Origin of the sequence: Mycolicibacterium novocastrense, assembly GCF_001499835.1 — a bacterium.
GTDB classification, from domain to species: Bacteria; Actinomycetota; Actinomycetes; order Mycobacteriales; family Mycobacteriaceae; genus Mycobacterium; species Mycobacterium novocastrense.
The window spans coordinates 161,524-178,565 of the sequence record NZ_LQIH01000004.1; the positions used below are offsets into that span (position 1 = coordinate 161,524).

Consider the following 17,042-nt stretch of genomic DNA (forward strand, 5'->3'; position numbering starts at 1 on the left):
GCCAGGTCACGCCTTATCGGCCGAGGTCCCTCGGCGTGTCGCCCTCAGCTTTCGCCGATGTCGCCGATATGGTCCCGCAACGCCACCCGCCCGTCGGCCAGGTGATAGGTCACGCCGACGATGGCCAGATCTCCCGACGCCACACGTTCGGACACCGTGGTGGAGCGGGCCAACAATTGGGCGCCGGTCTCGCTGACGTGGCGGGCCTCGAACTCGTCGACCCGGGTGAGCCCGTCGCGACGGCCCAACAGGATCGACGGCATCACGCGCTCGACGATGTCGCGGACGTAACCGCCCGGCACCACGCCCTCGTCGAGCGCGCCCAGCGTCGCCTTCACCGCCCCGCAGCTGTCGTGGCCGAGCACGACGACCAGCGGCACGTCGAGCACCGCGACGGCGTACTCGATGGAACCCAGCACCGCCGAATCGATCACGTGTCCGGCGGTGCGCACCACGAACATGTCACCGAGCCCCTGGTCGAAGATCAGTTCGGCGGCCACCCGGCTGTCCCCGCACCCGAACACGACGGCCGTGGGCGTCTGTGAGGTGGCCAGGCTCGCGCGGTGCTCGATTCCTTGGCTGGGATGCAGGGGCTTGCCGGCGACGAAGCGCTCGTTACCCTCTTTGAGTGCTTTCCAGGCGGTCACTGGGCTGGTGTTCGGCATGACCGACATTGTGCCCCAGTTGGTCGATTGGTATGACCGCGACCAGCGAGATCTGCCGTGGCGCCGGCCGGGGGTCACGCCGTGGCAGATCCTGGTCAGCGAATTCATGCTGCAGCAGACGCCGGTCGCACGGGTCGAACCGGTGTGGCTCACGTGGGTACAGCGGTGGCCCACTCCGTCGGCGACCGCGGCGGCAAGCGCCGCAGACATCTTGCGGGCCTGGGGGAAGCTCGGCTATCCGCGCCGCGCCAAGCGGTTACATGAATGCGCGACGGTGATCGCCGAGCAGTACGACGACGTCGTACCGTCCGACGTCGAGACCCTGCTGACGCTGCCGGGCGTCGGGGCGTACACCGCGCGGGCCATCGCCTGCTTCGCCTACCGCGACCGTGTACCGGTGGTCGACACCAACGTTCGGCGGGTGGTGACCCGGGTCGTGCACGGCCGCGCCGACGCAGCGGCATCGTCGTCTGCTCGCGACCTCGCCGATGTCGAGGCTCTGCTGCCCGAAGCCGCTCTGGCCCCGAAGTTTTCGATTGCCTTGATGGAGTTGGGTGCGACGGTCTGCACCGCGCGTGCGCCCCGATGCGGGCTGTGTCCGCTGAGTGAGTGCGCGTGGCGCTCCCGGGGATTCCCTGCGTCGGCCTCGCCGGCGCGGCGCGTTCAACGCTACGCGGGCACCGACCGACAGGTCCGAGGAAGACTGCTCGATGTCCTGCGGGACAACGACTCTCCCGTGAGTCGGGCGCAGCTGGACGTCGCGTGGCTGTCGGACACCGCGCAGCGCGACCGCGCGTTGGACTCGCTTCTGGTCGACGGACTCGTCGAGCAGACCGCCGACGGACGGTTCGCACTCGCCGGCGAGGGCGGCTGAGCGCGGGGCGTCAGGCCGATGCCATTTCGGTATCGGTGTCTGTCTCGGGTTCCCCTGTGCCACACGCGAACCGACGTCGGTAGTCCGATGGTGTAACCCCGATGATCCTGCGGAAGTGGTGCCGCAACAGTGTTGCCGTCCCGAAGCCGCTGCGCTCGGCGATCCGGTCGACGTCGAGATCGGTCTCCTCCAACAGGGTTCGCGCGTACAACACGCGCTGGTCGGTCACCCACTGCATCGGGGTACGCCCCGTCTCCTCCACGAACCGCCGCGCGAAGGTACGCGCCGACATGTGCGCGCGGGCAGCGAGCGTGGCGACCGTGTGCGGCTTGTCGAGATTGGTCAGTATCCAATCCAGATGCGGCGCAAAGCGTTCCGAACACCGCACCGGGATCGGCTGGTCGATGTACTGGCGCTGACCGCCGTCACGTTGGGGCGGCACCACCATGCGGCGCGCGATCTTGTTGGTCACCTCGCTGCCCAGTTCACGCCGGACCAGGTGCAGGCACGCGTCGATGCCTGCCGCGGTCCCCGCGCTGGTGATCAGGTTTCCATCGTCGACGAACAGTACGTTGCGGTCGACCTTGGCCGTCGGATACCTGCGCGCAAGTTCGTCGGCGTGCATCCAGTGCGTCGTGCACGGCCTGCCGTCGAGGAGGCCGGCGGCACCGGCGACGAACGCACCCGAGCAGACGGTCAGGATGATCGATCCCGACTCGGCGGCGGCCCGGACGGCGGCCAACGCCTCGGGCAGATACTGCGATCCACCGATCGCCGGGATGGCGACCAGGTCGGCGCCGATCAGGTCGTCGAGGCCGTGGTCGGGGGTCAGCGTCGCACCGACCGAGGTGCGAAGCGGCCTCCCGGGAACCGGACCGCACACCTTGAAGTCGAAGTTGGGAACGCCGTCGCCGGAGCGGTCGATGCCGAAGACCTCACAGATGACGCCGAATTCGAAGACTGCCAGGCCATCCAGGACGAGCGTCGATACGCTCTTGATTGGCATGGCAGCATTTTATCCCAAAGTGTCATTGCTGCCACTGTTGGCGGGATTTTATCTGGCGAATAGTTACTGCCATGAGCACGTTACTGGCACTTCTGGTTCTCGTTTCCCCGGTCGCGGTGGCGACCGCTCTCGCCTGGGCCGCCAGCCGCTCCGGACACCTGCGACTGCACCGCGACCAGTTCCGCATGGCCGCGCCGATGGCAGGCCGGGTATTCGAAGACGATCGCGACCTGCTGCGCGTCGAACACGACCTCGACGCGATCCGCACCCGTTTCGAGCGCCACCCCGTCTGGCCGTCCTCAGGCGCGGTCGGAGAGCGTCGCTAGGAACGACTCGACCGCCTGCCGATACGCCTTCGGCGCGTCGTCGTGGACGAGATGACCTGCCTCGGGCACCCGTAGGTACGTCGTGTGGGGCCCGGACTCCGCCATCCGGGCCATCTGCCCCGGGGGGGTGACCGAGTTGCCCGCCTCGATCAGCAGCGCAGGCACAGCGACGGCCTGCCATTCGCGCCAGTAATCGCGGGTGCCCCATTCGGCGGCGATCTCGATCCAGACATCCGGCCGACCGTGCAATCGCCAGCCACCCGGAATGCGGTCGAACGCCTCGAGGAAATACTGACCCGCCACTGGGCCGAACTCGTCGTAAACGCGTTGGGCGGAATCGAATTCGACCGGCAGCGCGTGCAGCCACGGTTCCCAGGGGCCCGTGGTGCGGCCGCGGAAGTCCGGAGCCATGTCCTCGACCACCAAAGCCGCCACGAGATCGGGGCGCGTAGCGGCCAGGCACCATGAATGCAGTCCGCCCATCGAATGGCCGATCATGATCGCGGGCGCACCGATGCCCGCCACCGCGTCACCGAGTTCGGCGACGAACTGCTCGGTGCTGATCGGCCGGACATCGGCGACCTCGCGGCCGCGGTGCCAGGGCGCGTCGTAGGTGTAGACCTCACCCAGCCGGGTCAACCACGGCAGCTGGCGCGACCACGTGCTACCCCGCCCCATCAGGCCGTGCACCAGGACGAGCGGGCGGCCCCTGCCGCCGCGGTGGGTGAGCGCGGCCCGCGTACCGCCTGCTGACTGCATCCCGACATCATCGTGCCTCCGGGCGACCCCGATGCATTCGGTAGCCTGATGCGCATGCCAAGCCAGAATCCCGTGGTGAAGATCAACGCGATCGAGGTCCCGGCCGACGCCGGTCCCGAACTGGAGAAGCGCTTCGCGCACCGGGCGCACGCCGTCGACAACCAGCCCGGCTTCCTCGGCTTTCAGCTGCTGCGGCCCATCAAGGGTGAGAACCGCTACTTCGTGGTGACGCAGTGGGAGTCCGAGGAGGCGTTCCAGGCCTGGGCGACGGGCCCGGCCATCGAGGCCCACAAGGGCCAGCAGGCCAACCCGGTGGCCACCGGCGCGTCACTGCTCGAGTTCGAGGTCGTCCTCGACGTTGCGGGTGCTGACAAGTAGAGGCTCGCTCATCGCGCGCCGGGCGCTCGGGCTGACGGTCGCGGCCTCGTTGGTCGTCGCCGTCGGCGGCTGCGCGGACGTCGGACCTGCGCCGGCCGACGCCGCGTACGGCGCCCCCATCGAGATCAACACGCCCCAGGGGCTGCGGGCCAAGCAGACGCTGGACATGCTCAACTCCGACTGGCCGATCGGCCCGGTCGGAGTGCGCACGATGGCGGTGCCCGAAAAGGTCGACGAGATCGTCGGCAAGCTCGACCGGATCTGGTGGGACCGGCCGTTCAAGGTGACCGACGTCGACATCCGGGCCGGACATGCCGAGGTCGGGGTGCTGACGTCGTACGGCGTCGCGCAGGAGATCGACCTTCGCACCAACGATGCCGGCTTGGTCGACCGGTTCGATGTGACGCTGCGCCCACCGCAGATCGACGAATGGGACGACGTCGACGCCGAGATCACGAAGTCGGGTGCCCGCTACTCGTATCAGGTGTCGAAGGTGGTTGCTGACCAGTCGAAGTGCGATGTGGTGGCCGGAACCAACACCGAACTGTCGTTGCCGTTGGCGTCGATCTTCAAGCTCTATGTGCTGCTCGCGGTCGCCGAAGCGGTCAAAGCCGGCACCCTGAAATGGACCGACCCGCTGACCATCACCAAGCGGGCCAAGGCGGTCGGATCCGCAGGCCTCGAGGAACTCCCTCCCGGCGCCCGGGTGTCGGTGAGAACCGCTGCCCAGCAGATGATCTCGGCCAGCGACAACATGGCCACCGATCTTCTCATCGATCGACTGGGGACGGGCGCTGTGGAGCGGGCGCTGGTCCTGGCGCGCCACCACGACCCGGCCAGCATGACGCCGTTCCCCACCATGCACGAAATGTTCTCGGTCGGCTGGGGCCGACCCGATCTTCGCGAGCAGTGGCGTCACGCGGTGGAAAAGGGCGGTCCGCAAGTCCGGGCGCAACTGCTCCAACAGACCAATTCGCGCCCCTACGAACCGGATCCACACCGGACGCATACCCCGGCATCGAACTTCGGGGCGGAGTGGTACGGCAGCGCCGCCGACATCTGCCGCGTGCACATCGCTCTGCAGGCGGCCGCCGTGGGCGAGGCCGCGCCCGTCAAGGACATCCTCTCGGCGATACCCGGCATCGATCTCGACGGGTCAAAGTGGGGCTACATCGGCGCCAAGGGCGGAAATCTGCCCGGCGACTTGACGTTCAGCTGGTACGCCGTCGACCACACCGGGCAGCCGTGGGTGGTCAGCTTCCAGTTGAACTGGCCCCGGTACCGCAGCCCCACTGCCGCGGGGTGGTTGCTCTCGATCGTGCGCCAGAGTTTCGACCTGGTGCCGGTCGGCTGATCAGCGGTTCGACCGAAACCCCAAAAGCACGCCGGGCCGGGTCTAGAGTTCCGCTGATAGTCCGGCATTCACTGGCGAAGGGGTCGTCATGCTGGGTGTGCTAGCCACCATTCCCGTTGGGCAAACGCCGGGCTGGATCACGATCAGTGCGGACGGTGCCCGCGCCTACGTGTTGAACAACACCAGCGACACGATCTCGGTGATCGACACCGCGACCAACTCCGTCACCGCCACGATCGCCTTCGCGGACGACCCGGCGTACCTGATGCACGCCGTCGTCCACCCGGACGGCAACCGGTTGTACGTGTCCCGGCTCGGCGTGGTTTCGGTCGTCGACGTCACCGCAGAAACGGTTGTCGCCGAAATTCCCGTCGGGAACTCGTGGCTGCGGTTGGCGATAAAGCCCGACGGCACAACGGTTTATGCGGCGGGCGGCGACACGGACACCGATACGGTCTCGGTGATCGACACGTCCACCAACACCGTCACCGAAACGATCGACGCCGACCAAGATCCGTACTGGCCCGCGGTGACCCCCGACGGCACCCGGTTGTACGTATCGCATATCCACGCGGGCACGATTCTGGTGATCGACACCGCCACCAATACCGTTGTCGATTCGATCACCGTCGGTGGACAACCGGGTGTGATCGCCCTCAGCCCCGATGGCGGACGCATTTTCGTGAGCATCCTGACCTCATGGGCCAACGGGCTCAAGGCGGAGGCGGTGAAGGTGATCGACACCGCCAGTGGGAATGTCGCGGCCACCGTCACCATTCCGGGAGACTTCTGGCCGCCCGCGGGAATGGCGGTCGATCCCGACGGTTCACGAATCTTCGTCGCGAGTGCGGCCGCTGACTGGAACGGCGTCCTCTCGGTGATCGACACCACCACCAACACGATCATCGACACCGTCGATGTGCACGGCCCGAATGGCGTGGTGGTCACGCCGGATGGATCCTGCATCTACGCTGTCAACCAGGTTCAGGACACCGTTTCGGTGATCGGACGGACGTTTCGCTGGGACGCGTCCCATCTGCCTGATCTCGTCGGGCAGCTGATGGGCGGCGCCGGAAGTGACGGTGGTGGCTGGTTGGTGATCGGCAACCGCTTCTACAAAATCCCACCGCGCCCTCCCGCCATACTGGCCATCGCGCGAGCCGCCCCCTACCTCGGGCAACCTGTCGAGAACCGAAAATTGGGGCAGCAACTGCGCAAAGGGCTGTCGTAGCGTCCAACGCGAGACAGTCAAAAGCCGAGCTCACCGGCTACTGGCGAAGTGTCCACGCATGCGCGCGGAAATGCATCACCGTTCGAGTTACCGGCGCAATGTCGATGCGCCAGAACGACTTCGGCGGAGCATCCAGCGCGATGAGGATCGCGGCGCGGATCACCGCCGGATGTGTCACCGCGACCAGCCTGCTGCGGCGGTCGGTCAACGAGTCCATCCAGTCGCGAACCCGGTCGACCAGCTCGACAACCGATTCGCCGCCGTGCGGCGCCCGGGTCGGATCGGTCAGCCAGATCGCCAGATCGGCCGGTCGCACTCCGCTCAGCACGTCACCGCGCCACCGACCGCAGTCCAGGTCCGCGAGCCGCGGTTCCACGTCGGCCTGCAGGCCGAGCAGTTCGGCGGTCTGCCTGGTCCGCTTCTCCGGACCGCACAGGGCCACGTCGACGACACCGAGGTCGATCGACGCGCCGACCTGCCGGTGGCCCGTAGGGTTCAACGGTTCGTCGGTGGGGAATCGTCCGGCCGACATCGCATCGGTCAGCCCGTGCGATACGAGCGTCAGCCGGACGACCTCACTCACGCAGGAATGCTCTCCCGACGGTTCCGTTCGAGCAGACGCGCGGCCATCGCACCGAAGACGAGCGCGATCGTCGCGTACACGACTATCTGGGTGCCCAACGAGTACAGCCGGAACTCGTAGAGCACATCTGCCGGAAAGCCCTCGTAGACAATGCTTCCGGCGTCATCGGTCAACGGCCCCGGCGTCTCGTCGATGGTCGGGAGCACGAGCATCACGACCGCGACCGCGACGATGTAGGCCCCCGCAGCGGCCAGGGCCGCATTCCAGGTCCCCAGCCGCCCGGCCAGCCGTCGGCCCAGATACACCGCGCCGACCAGAAGCGCCGCGGACAACACCACCATCAACAGGTACAGCAGAGTGCGCTGACGGATCGTCTCGTCCAGGCTCAGAGCCGGCGGGCTCGCCGGATACTTCAGCGCGGGAACCACATACAGGCTCAACAGCATTCCGCCGGCCACATACACCGACAGCAGGCGTGCGGAGATGTTGCCGACCCGACCGTAGGCCACCGCGAAGATCACCGCGAAGATCGCGCCGATCGCCAGGCTGAACAGCAACACGCCCAGTCCCATACCGATGTTCATCTGAACGGCGCGCTCGAATCCGCCACCCTCTCCATGGCTGTGGCCATGGCTATGGGCAAGGCCCGCGCCTTCGGCGGCTTCCAATGCCTCGTGCGCCGACCCGATACCTTCCTCGTAGGCGATGGCCAGGTCGATCTGCGGTTCGACGAAGATGCGGGCGAAGACGAACGCGAGCACGCCGGCGAGGGCACCTGCGAGCAGGCCACGCCAGATGATCTGCTTCTCCATGCTTGGTTACCTCGGCCCGTCAGTGGCAGGGGAAACCGAGCAGATGCCGGGCGTCGTGCACGAACTCGTGGATGGCGGTGTTGTCCGCACCGAACACCGACGTCGCGCCCTGGTCCAGGCCGATGAAGTAGAGCACCAACAGCGCCAGGAAAGCGGTTGCCGAGAGCCACACTGCCGCCGCGGTGGTGGAGAGGTCGAGGGCGGGTGCAACGCTCTTGCGGGCCTCCGGTGAGGTCATGTCGGTGTCCTTTCGGGGATTTCGCGTCCCGAGTCTCAAAAGGTGGCGGCGAGCGTCGGGTCTGACTTGACACAGTGGCGCGACCGTTCTGGATTCTCACCAGATTCCTTCGCCCGCCGATAACATCGCACATCCTATCCATACGGTCCAGCGGTAGCGGGATCAGACGGAAACGGGCGGCACCCTGGTGGGTACCGCCCGTTCTCGTTGACGTGATGCCGCTATTCGGCGGGGCCTGCAGCGCCTGCCGCACCGGCCTGGGCCAGGTCCGGCTCGGCCACCGGTGCGGGACGCTTGGTGCCCTTGAACGTGAACACCGCGTCCTCTCCTGAGCCTTCGCCGTCCCAGTTGTCGACGTCGACCGTGATGAGCTGGCCGGGTCCGATCTCCTCGAACAGGATCTTCTCCGACAGCTGATCCTCGATCTCGCGCTGAATGGTGCGCCGCAGCGGTCGCGCGCCGAGCACGGGATCGAACCCGCGCTTGGCCAGCAGTGCCTTGGCCTTGTCCGTCAGCTCCATCGTCATGTCCTTGGCCTTCAGCTGGTTGGACACCCGGCCGATCATCAGGTCGACCATCCGGATGATCTCGTCGCGGGTCAGCTGGTGGAAGACGATGATGTCGTCGATGCGGTTGAGGAACTCCGGCCTGAAGTGCTTCTTCAGCTCGTCGTTGACCTTCTGCTTCATCCGCTCGTAGTTGTTCTCGCCACCACCCTGGGAGAAGCCCAGCCCGACCGCCTTGGAGATGTCGGACGTGCCCAAGTTCGAGGTGAAGATCAGCACGGTGTTCTTGAAGTCGACCGTGCGACCCTGACCGTCGGTCAGGCGGCCGTCCTCGAGGACCTGCAACAGGCTGTTGTAGATCTCCTGGTGGGCCTTCTCGATCTCGTCGAACAGCACGACCGAGAACGGCTTGCGCCGCACCTTCTCGGTGAGCTGGCCGCCCTCCTCGTAGCCGACGTAGCCCGGAGGGGCGCCGAACAGCCGCGAGGCGGTGAACCGGTCGTGGAACTCGCCCATGTCGATCTGGATGAGCGCGTCGTCGTCACCGAACAGGAAGTTGGCCAGCGCCTTGGACAGCTCGGTCTTCCCGACACCGGAGGGGCCGGCGAAGATGAACGAACCGGAGGGACGCTTGGGGTCCTTCAGGCCGGCACGGGTGCGCCGGATCGCCTTGGAGACCGCCTTGACGGCGTCCTCCTGGCCGATGATCCGCTTGTGCAGCTCCTCTTCCATGCGCAGCAGCCGAGTGGTCTCCTCCTCGGTCAGCTTGAACACGGGGATGCCGGTCCAGTTGCCCAGCACCTCGGCGATCTGCTCGTCGTCGACCTCGGCGACCACGTCGAGATCGCCTGAGCGCCATTGCTTCTCACGCTCGGCGCGCTGTGCGACGAGCTGCTTTTCCTTGTCGCGCAGGCTCGCGGCCTTCTCGAAGTCCTGCGCGTCGATCGCGGACTCCTTCTCCCGGCGCGCGTCGGCGATCTTCTCGTCGAACTCACGCAGGTCCGGCGGAGCGGTCATCCGGCGGATCCGCATCCGGGCGCCGGCCTCGTCGATCAGGTCGATCGCCTTGTCCGGCAGGAACCGGTCGTTGATGTAGCGGTCGGCCAGCGTCGCGGCGGCCGCGATGGCGCCGTCGGTGATCGAGACGCGGTGATGCGCCTCGTAGCGGTCGCGCAGGCCCTTGAGGATCTCGATGGTGTGCGCGACGGTCGGCTCGCCGACCTGCACCGGCTGGAAGCGGCGCTCCAGGGCGGCGTCCTTCTCGATGTACTTGCGGTACTCGTCGAGCGTGGTGGCGCCGATGGTCTGCAGCTCGCCGCGGGCCAGCTTCGGCTTGAGGATGCTCGCGGCGTCGATCGCGCCCTCGGCGGCCCCGGCCCCGACCAGCGTGTGCAGCTCGTCGATGAACAGGATGATGTCGCCGCGGGTGTTGATCTCCTTGAGCACCTTCTTCAGGCGTTCCTCGAAGTCACCGCGGTAGCGGCTGCCCGCGACCAGCGAGCCCAGGTCGAGCGTGTAGAGCTGCTTGTCCTTCAGCGTCTCGGGCACGTCGCCGTGCACGATCGCCTGCGCGAGGCCCTCGACGACGGCGGTCTTGCCGACGCCGGGTTCGCCGATCAGCACCGGGTTGTTCTTGGTGCGACGGCTCAGCACCTGCATGACCCGCTCGATTTCCTTCTCGCGGCCGATGACGGGGTCGAGCTTGCCCTCCATCGCGGCGGCGGTCAGGTTGCGGCCGAACTGGTCGAGCACAAGCGACGTGGACGGATTGCCGGCCTCGCCGCCGCGGCCGCCGGTGCCGGCTTCCGCGGTCTCCTTGCCCTGATAGCCGCTCAGCAGCTGGATGACCTGCTGGCGCACCCGGGTGAGCTCGGCGCCGAGCTTGACCAGCACCTGCGCCGCGACACCTTCGCCCTCACGGATGAGGCCGAGCAGGATGTGCTCGGTGCCGATGTAGTTGTGGCCGAGTTGCAGCGCCTCGCGGAGGCTGAGTTCCAGCACCTTCTTGGCGCGCGGGGTGAACGGGATGTGGCCCGACGGCGCCTGCTGACCCTGGCCGATGATCTCCTCGACCTGGCTGCGCACGCCTTCGAGCGAGATGCCCAGCGACTCCAGCGACTTGGCCGCTACGCCCTCACCCTCGTGAATGAGTCCCAACAGGATGTGCTCGGTGCCGATGTAGTTGTGGTTGAGCATCCGGGCCTCTTCTTGAGCCAGGACGACGACCCTGCGGGCACGGTCGGTGAATCTCTCAAACATCGGTGGTTACCTGCTCTCCATCATTTGGTCGGTGCCACGCGCGCCCAACGGTCTCGAGTTCGCACCGCACCACCGTCCACTCTAGTGGGCATTAGGGCGGCGCGTCCCGCCCGCCGGTCTGCTCTGAGCGGACACCGGTATGCCGACGCGCACGGGATCGGATACCCGCCGCTATGGGAGAGCAACGCATCGGTGGACCGATTCGTTTCCCGATCCAGCCCCGGCGGCTTCGCGGCTAGCGAACACCGGCCACGGCGCCCGTGCGGAGCTCGCTACGTCGCGGCGTGGAAGGCGTCGATCACATCGGCGGGGATGCGCCCGCGCGTGGACACATTGTGTCCGTTACGACGTGCCCACTCCCGGATCGCCGCGCTTTGCTCCCGATCGATCGCCGCTCGCCCGCGGCCTGACCCGGCGGCACGTCCGCGCCGACGGCCACCGACCCTGCGACCGGAATCCACCCACGGCTTCAAGGCGTCGCGCAGTTTCGCGGCATTCTTCGAAGAAAGGTCGATCTCATAGGTCACCCCGTCGAGCCCGAATTCAACGGTCTCGTCGGCCGCACCTTCGCCGTCGAAATCGTCGACCAAGGTGACGGTAACTTTCTTCGCCATTTAAACTCGCCCTTCTGCGCGATCACAGGATCGCAGTAAAGTATCGAACCCGGCACCAATGTGCCATATCCGTGTGCGCCATACAACAAGATCGTACGCCGTCGTGTTATAGCGCTGCGTTCAGTTGCCGTGACGTCGAACAATCGGGAACAAAACCGTCTCTCTAATCGAGAGTCCAGTCAGGGCCATCATCAATCTGTCGACACCCATTCCGGTTCCCGTGGACGGCGGCATGGCATACTCCAGGGCTGCCAGAAAATCCTCGTCGAGAACCATCGCCTCGTCATCACCTGCGGCCGCCGCTCTCGCCTGGGCTTCGAACCTTTCGCGTTGGATTACCGGATCGATCAGCTCGGAATAGCCGGTCGCCAGTTCGAAACGCCGGATATAGAGATCCCATTTCTCGGTGACGCCCTCAATACTGCGGTGTGGTCGCGTCAGTGGCGTCGTCTCGACGGGGAAGTCACGGACGAACGTGGGCGCCCACAAGGTGTTCCCGACGGTGTGCTCCCACAGTTCCTCGACCAATTTCCCGTGGCCGTAACCCCGGTCGCGCGGGATCTCGACCCCGAGACGATCAGCGATCGCCCATAACTTCTCGGCCGGCGTTTCCGGGGTGATCTCTTCGCCGAGGGCTTCCGACAGCGACGGATACATTTCGATGGATTGCCATTCGCCATCAAGATCGTAAACACTGCCATCGGGCAATGGCACCTCGCGTGTTCCGATCGCCTCGTCCGCGACTTCTTGAATAATCTCTCGGGTCACGACGGCCGAATCGTCGTACGTACCGTAAGCCTGATAAGTCTCGAGCATCGCGAATTCCGGAGAATGTGTGGAATCGGCACCTTCGTTTCTGAACACTCGATTCAACTCGAAGACGCGCTCGAATCCACCGACCAGTGCGCGCTTGAGAAACAGTTCCGGCGCGATACGCAGATATAGGTCGGCATCGAGCGCATTGGAGTGCGTCACGAACGGTCGCGCCGCAGCGCCGCCCGCCAGTGTCTGCAGCATCGGGGTTTCGACTTCGAGGAATCCGCGCCGTTCCAACGCCGACCGCACCGCGCGGACCACCGCAACCCGCTGACGAGCGATGGTCCTGGCCTCGGGTCGCACGATGAGGTCGACGTAGCGCTGCCGCACCCGCGCCTCTTCGCTCATCTCCTTGTGAGCGACGGGCAGCGGCCGCAGGGCTTTCGAAGCCATTTGCCAGGAGTCGGCCAGCACCGAGAGTTCGCCGCGCCGGGAGCTGATCACCTCACCGCGCACGAAGACGATGTCGCCGAGGTCCACGTCGGCCTTCCACGCGTCCAGCGAATCCTGTCCGACCTTGTTGAGGCTGATCATCGCCTGCAGTTGCGTGCCGTCCCCCTCCTGCAGGGTGGCAAAGCACAGCTTCCCGGAGTTACGGGCGAACATCACCCGTCCGGCCACGCCCACGATCTGCCCCGTCTCGGAGCCGGCGGCCAGATCGGGATACGTCTCGCGGATCTCGGCCAGGGAGTGGGTGCGCGCGATCTCCACCGGATACGGCTCGCGTCCCTCGGCGAGCAGCCGCTCACGCTTGGCCTGACGGATCCGGTACTGCTCCGGAACGTCGGGCTCGGATGTGGCGTCCGCGGCTGATGCGGTGCGGGACGGGTCGGGTTCGGTCACGTCGTGCCAGCCTAAATGAACGTGCGCCGACTAGGAATTTCGGTGCGTCGACGCTCACCGGGCGACCGGTTGGGCACCGAAATCACCATTCAGCGGGCCTGTTTGAGGCGGCCGCGCTGGTTGTCGCGGTTGCGCTCGAACACCAGCCGCAACCCGTCGAGGGTGAGGTGCTCGTCGTAATGCTCGACGGTGCGCATATCCGGCAGCAGAAGCGGCGCGGTGTGTCCGGTGGCGACCACGGCGACGTCGGTGCCCCCGAAGCCGTCGACGTCATCGCGGATGCGCTGCACCAGGCCGTCGACCAGCCCGGCGAACCCGAACACCGCACCGGCCTGCATGCACTCCACGGTGTTCTTGCCGATGACCGAACGCGGTCGGGTCAGCTCGACGCGACGCAGCGCCGCCGACCGCGCCGCCGCCGCGTCCGAGGACACCTCGACGCCGGGAGCGATCGCGCCGCCGAGGAACTCGCCCTTCGCCGAGACCACGTCGACGCAGATCGACGAGCCGAAGTCGACGACGATGGCCGCGGTGCCGTACTTGTGGTAGGCCGCGAGGCAGTTCACGATGCGGTCGGCGCCGACTTCCTTCGGGTTGTCCACCAACAGCGGAATCCCCGTGCGCACGCCGGGCTCGATCAACACATGGGGCACCGACGGCCAGTACTGGCGCAGCATCTCGCGCAGTTCGTGCATCACCGACGGTACGGTCGACAGGCCCGCGGCCCCGGTCAGGCGTTCGGAGTCGTCGCCGATCAACCCGTCGATCGTCAGCGCGAGTTCGTCGGCGGTGACTTCGGATTCGGTGCGAATCCGCCACTGCTGCACGACTTTCGCGTGATCTCCCGAACCCGAGACCAGACCCACGACGGTGTGGGTGTTACGGACGTCGATGGCTAGTAACACGGACTCACCGTGGCGACACCAGGTCGGCCGCGTCGGCCGGTACGAAAGCCGGGTCGTGGCCGAGGTCGACCTGCTTGTTTTCGGCGTCGACGAACACGATCCGCGGCTGGTATGCCCTTGCTTCGGCATCCTCCATGGTGCCGTAGGCGATCAGGATCACCAGATCGCCCGGATGTACGAGATGCGCTGCTGCGCCGTTGATTCCGATCACACCGCTGCCACGTTCACCGGTGATGGCATACGTCACCAGCCGAGCACCGTTGTCGATGTCGACGATCGTCACCTGCTCACCCTCGAGCAGGTCGGCGGCCTCCATGAGGTCGGCGTCGATGGTCACCGAGCCGACGTAGTGCAGGTCGGCATTGGTCACCGTGGCGCGGTGGATCTTCGATTTCAGCATTGTCCGTAACATCAGTTCCTCCAAGGAAGTTCGTGCTCGTCAAACGGGACGTCCGGGCCCGGCCCCGACGGCACCCCGATATCTATGGCGATGTTGTCCAGCAGCCTGGTGGACCCCAGCCGGCCGGCCACCAACATGCGCGCCGCTCCGACCTCCGGTGCCGGCCCGAGCATCGGGTCGCGCACGTCGAGATAATCGACCTCGATCGCCGGGACCGAGTCGAGCACCGCACGTGCGGCGTCCAACGCGGCCGCGGTGCCCTCCCCCGCGGCGTACATCCCCGCCAGCAGCGCAGCGGACAGTGCGCCCGCATGTTCGCGCTGCTCCGCGTCCAGATAGCGATTGCGCGACGACATCGCCAAGCCGTCGGCCTCCCGCACGATCGGCACGCCCACGATCCTCGTGTCGACGTTGAGGTCGGCGACCATCTGCCGGATCAGCGCCAACTGCTGGTAGTCCTTCTCCCCGAAGAACGCGTGATCGGGATGGACGATGTTGAGCAGCTTGAGCACCACCGTCAGGACACCCGCGAAATGCGTTGGCCGAGAAGCTCCTTCGAGGTCAGAACCCAGCGGACCGGGATGAACCGACGTGCGGGTGCCGTCGGGGTACATGTCGGCGACGGTCGGGGTGAATGCGATCTCGACCCCCTCGTCGCGCAGGGCGTCGAGGTCGTCGTCGAGCGTGCGTGGATAGGCCTCGAGATCCTCACCCGCCCCGAACTGCAATGGGTTGACGAAGATCGACACCACCACGACCGCACCCTGGACACGCCTGGCGGAGCGGATGAGCATGCGGTGACCTTCGTGCAGAGCGCCCATCGTCGGGACCAGCATCACGCGGCGACCGGTGGTGCGCAGCGCTCTGGTGACCGCCGAGACGTCTGTCGGTTTCGCGTAGACGTTCAGTTCACCCGCCGTGAACTGCGGTCTACCGACGGTCATCGGCCCGTCCCCGTCCGACGCGTTGCCCCACCGGCGTCCGAATCGGCGGTGAGCACCGCGACCACGTCGTCCGGGGCGTGCGCACGTTGGGCGGTGCGCAGCGAGTTCGCCCGATATGCCTGCGCCAATTCGGGATTCACCTCCGTCAGGGCTTCGAGGTGACGCGCGACGGCGGCGGCGTCCCCGCGTGCCACCGGGCCGGTCAACGCCGCCTGCCCGCGTTGTAGCGCGTTCTCCAATGAGGCGCGGGCCAGCGGGCCGATGACCCGCTCGGCCAGCCCTCCCGGCGCGTCGCCGACAAGTTCCTGGCCGAGCAATTCCTGGCCCCACAACGCCGACCGCAGCCCCTCCACCGCGTCGAGCAGCACCGTCACCACGTGATTGCTGGCGTGCGCCAGTGCTGCGTGATAGAGCGTGCGCGCGTCCTCGCGCACCCGGAACGGCTCCCCGCCGATCTCGAGCACCAGCGATTGGGCGATCGCGTACCCGACTTCGTCGGCGGCCGTCACCCCGAAGCAGGTGTCCGAGAGGCGGTCGATGTCCTCGTCGGTGCCGGTGAAGGTCATCGCCGGGTGGATCGCCAACGGTGTGCAGCCCAGCGAGGTCAGCGGTGTCAGCACGTCGATGCCGTTCGCGCCGGAGGTGTGCGCGACGATCGTGCCCGGCCGCACCGACCGGGTCGCGGCCAGCCCCGACACCAACTTCGCCAGCTCGGCGTCCGGCACCGCGAGGATCAACAGTTCGGAACGGCTCGCCACCTCGTCGACCGGAAGAACCGCCGTGTCGGGCAGCCGGCGCTGGGCGCGGTCACGCGACGCGTGCGAGACCGCGCTGCACGCCACCACGACATGCTCGGCGCGTTCGAGGGCCACACCCAGCGCGGAACCGACGCGGCCTGCGGAAACGATGCCGACAGTGAGCCGCGCCGGGCGGAATCCGCCAGGTGGGGTCCCCATGGCGACCATGAAGTCGACCTCGCTGCGAGTTGATGTGTGTACGTTCCGGTCCTGCGGTGCGGGTACCGGACGGTCGCTACGAGATTAACTCACTCCTCGCGGCGCCTGCGACGCCCGCCCGGTGTGGGGCTCGCCTGCAGGCGGGCCAACAGTTCGGCCACGGACTGTCCGGCGGTGTCGGGGTCGTCGGCGCTGCGGTGCCGCCGCCCTCCGGGCGCCGGTGGTGCAGGCGAGGGCTCCGGCGGTTCCGCGGGCCCGGCCTGCTGCTCCGGGCGCCCCGGATCACCGCTTCCCGGCGACGCCGAATGCCTGCCACGTCGCGGTTCGGGCGCCGGCGGCGAGAGGTCGGGTTCGACGGCCGGGCGGGCCCCGTCTTCTCCGGGCTCTGGCGCCCGGCGCCTGCCGACGTACTCGGTCGTCGATCCGTTGCCGCCCGACACCCAGTTGCTACCCGGGGCGCCGGGTGGAATCCAGCGCCCGTCCGCGGGTGCCGGCTGCCAGTCGCTGGTCGGCGCAGGCTCGGGCGCCGGCTGCGGCGGGGGCGGGGGCGGCGAAACGGGCTCGGCCCCATCC

18 protein-coding genes and 1 pseudogene are annotated in these 17,042 nt (G+C 67.1%); 5 read left to right on the plus strand and 14 right to left on the minus strand.

The features are described 5' to 3' along the window. Window positions 1-44 precede the first annotated feature (44 nt). The gene (locus AU072_RS05350) at window positions 45-665 is read right to left on the minus strand and encodes a carbonic anhydrase (protein ID WP_064412813.1); all 621 of its coding nucleotides are present in this window, start codon (window positions 663-665) and stop codon (window positions 45-47) included. Between AU072_RS05350 and AU072_RS05355 the strand changes: the two genes are divergently transcribed. After that, the gene (locus AU072_RS05355; RefSeq protein ID WP_064412814.1) at window positions 664-1,539 is read left to right on the plus strand and encodes an iron-sulfur binding domain-containing protein; all 876 of its coding nucleotides are present in this window, start codon (window positions 664-666) and stop codon (window positions 1,537-1,539) included. The two genes, AU072_RS05350 and AU072_RS05355, sit on opposite strands and share 2 nt — an antisense overlap. A gap of 10 nt (window positions 1,540-1,549) precedes the next feature. On the opposite strand, the gene AU072_RS05360 is transcribed toward AU072_RS05355, so the two are convergent. Next, window positions 1,550-2,545, minus strand: a complete 996-nt coding sequence (locus tag AU072_RS05360) for a GlxA family transcriptional regulator (protein WP_064412815.1) — start codon at window positions 2,543-2,545, stop codon at window positions 1,550-1,552. Window positions 2,546-2,616: 71 nt separating this feature from the next. Here AU072_RS05360 and AU072_RS05365 point away from each other — a divergent pair, with 71 nt between their 5' ends. After that, window positions 2,617-2,871 carry a hypothetical protein gene (locus tag AU072_RS05365; RefSeq protein ID WP_064412816.1) on the plus strand — a complete coding sequence of 85 codons (255 nt, stop codon included), beginning with the start codon at window positions 2,617-2,619 and terminating at the stop codon, window positions 2,869-2,871. Here the strand turns inward: AU072_RS05365 and AU072_RS05370 are convergent. Continuing rightward, on the minus strand, window positions 2,845-3,630 hold the full coding sequence (locus tag AU072_RS05370) for an alpha/beta fold hydrolase (protein ID WP_064412844.1): 786 nt from the start codon (window positions 3,628-3,630) through the stop codon (window positions 2,845-2,847). The genes AU072_RS05365 and AU072_RS05370 overlap by 27 nt on opposite strands. Before the next feature lie 54 nt (window positions 3,631-3,684). Between AU072_RS05370 and mhuD the strand changes: the two genes are divergently transcribed. The 3 genes from mhuD to AU072_RS05385 all read left to right on the plus strand — a co-directional run bounded on the left by mhuD (window position 3,685) and on the right by AU072_RS05385 (window position 6,593). Beyond that, the gene (gene mhuD / locus AU072_RS05375) at window positions 3,685-4,008 is read left to right on the plus strand and encodes a mycobilin-forming heme oxygenase MhuD (protein ID WP_064412845.1); all 324 of its coding nucleotides are present in this window, start codon (window positions 3,685-3,687) and stop codon (window positions 4,006-4,008) included. After that, window positions 3,989-5,362: a serine hydrolase gene (locus AU072_RS05380; RefSeq protein WP_235629822.1), complete on the plus strand. Its 1,374-nt coding sequence runs from the start codon at window positions 3,989-3,991 to the stop codon at window positions 5,360-5,362. The genes mhuD and AU072_RS05380 overlap by 20 nt, the downstream gene beginning before the upstream one ends. An 88-nt stretch (window positions 5,363-5,450) precedes the next feature. Then, window positions 5,451-6,593 carry a beta-propeller fold lactonase family protein gene (locus tag AU072_RS05385; protein WP_064412817.1) on the plus strand — a complete coding sequence of 381 codons (1,143 nt, stop codon included), beginning with the start codon at window positions 5,451-5,453 and terminating at the stop codon, window positions 6,591-6,593. A gap of 37 nt (window positions 6,594-6,630) precedes the next feature. Here AU072_RS05385 and AU072_RS05390 read toward each other — a convergent pair whose 3' ends face one another. The 11 genes and pseudogenes from AU072_RS05390 to AU072_RS27495 all read right to left on the minus strand — a co-directional run. Then, on the minus strand, window positions 6,631-7,176 hold the full coding sequence (locus tag AU072_RS05390; RefSeq protein WP_064412818.1) for a histidine phosphatase family protein: 546 nt from the start codon (window positions 7,174-7,176) through the stop codon (window positions 6,631-6,633). Continuing rightward, the gene (locus AU072_RS05395; RefSeq protein ID WP_064412819.1) at window positions 7,173-7,988 is read right to left on the minus strand and encodes a CbtA family protein; all 816 of its coding nucleotides are present in this window, start codon (window positions 7,986-7,988) and stop codon (window positions 7,173-7,175) included. The genes AU072_RS05390 and AU072_RS05395 overlap by 4 nt, the downstream gene beginning before the upstream one ends. Before the next feature lie 19 nt (window positions 7,989-8,007). Further along, a complete protein-coding gene (locus tag AU072_RS05400) occupies window positions 8,008-8,226 on the minus strand; it encodes a CbtB domain-containing protein (RefSeq protein WP_064412820.1) in 219 nt (72 codons plus the stop codon). A gap of 221 nt (window positions 8,227-8,447) precedes the next feature. Beyond that, window positions 8,448-10,991, minus strand: coding sequence for an ATP-dependent protease ATP-binding subunit ClpC (gene clpC1, locus AU072_RS05405; protein ID WP_064412821.1), 2,544 nt, complete (start codon window positions 10,989-10,991; stop codon window positions 8,448-8,450). A gap of 272 nt (window positions 10,992-11,263) precedes the next feature. Next, entirely contained in the window at window positions 11,264-11,605 is a 342-nt protein-coding gene (gene lsr2 / locus AU072_RS05410) for a histone-like nucleoid-structuring protein Lsr2 (RefSeq protein ID WP_064347878.1), read from the minus strand. Window positions 11,606-11,725: 120 nt separating this feature from the next. Continuing rightward, window positions 11,726-13,264, minus strand: coding sequence for a lysine--tRNA ligase (gene lysS, locus AU072_RS05415; protein ID WP_064412822.1), 1,539 nt, complete (start codon window positions 13,262-13,264; stop codon window positions 11,726-11,728). Between the two features lie 89 nt (window positions 13,265-13,353). Then, complete coding sequence (locus AU072_RS05420; RefSeq protein ID WP_064412823.1) at window positions 13,354-14,169, minus strand: type III pantothenate kinase; 816 nt, start codon at window positions 14,167-14,169, stop codon at window positions 13,354-13,356. A 4-nt stretch (window positions 14,170-14,173) separates the two neighbouring features. Next, window positions 14,174-14,581 carry an aspartate 1-decarboxylase gene (panD, locus tag AU072_RS05425; protein ID WP_064412824.1) on the minus strand — a complete coding sequence of 136 codons (408 nt, stop codon included), beginning with the start codon at window positions 14,579-14,581 and terminating at the stop codon, window positions 14,174-14,176. Continuing rightward, on the minus strand, window positions 14,581-15,513 hold the full coding sequence (panC, locus tag AU072_RS05430) for a pantoate--beta-alanine ligase (protein WP_064412825.1): 933 nt from the start codon (window positions 15,511-15,513) through the stop codon (window positions 14,581-14,583). The genes panD and panC overlap by 1 nt, the downstream gene beginning before the upstream one ends. After that, window positions 15,510-16,478, minus strand: a complete 969-nt coding sequence (locus AU072_RS05435) for a Rossmann-like and DUF2520 domain-containing protein (RefSeq protein ID WP_235629823.1) — start codon at window positions 16,476-16,478, stop codon at window positions 15,510-15,512. The genes panC and AU072_RS05435 overlap by 4 nt, the downstream gene beginning before the upstream one ends. Before the next feature lie 80 nt (window positions 16,479-16,558). Then, window positions 16,559-17,042: pseudogene (locus AU072_RS27495) on the minus strand (DUF6779 domain-containing protein); the annotation flags it as partial.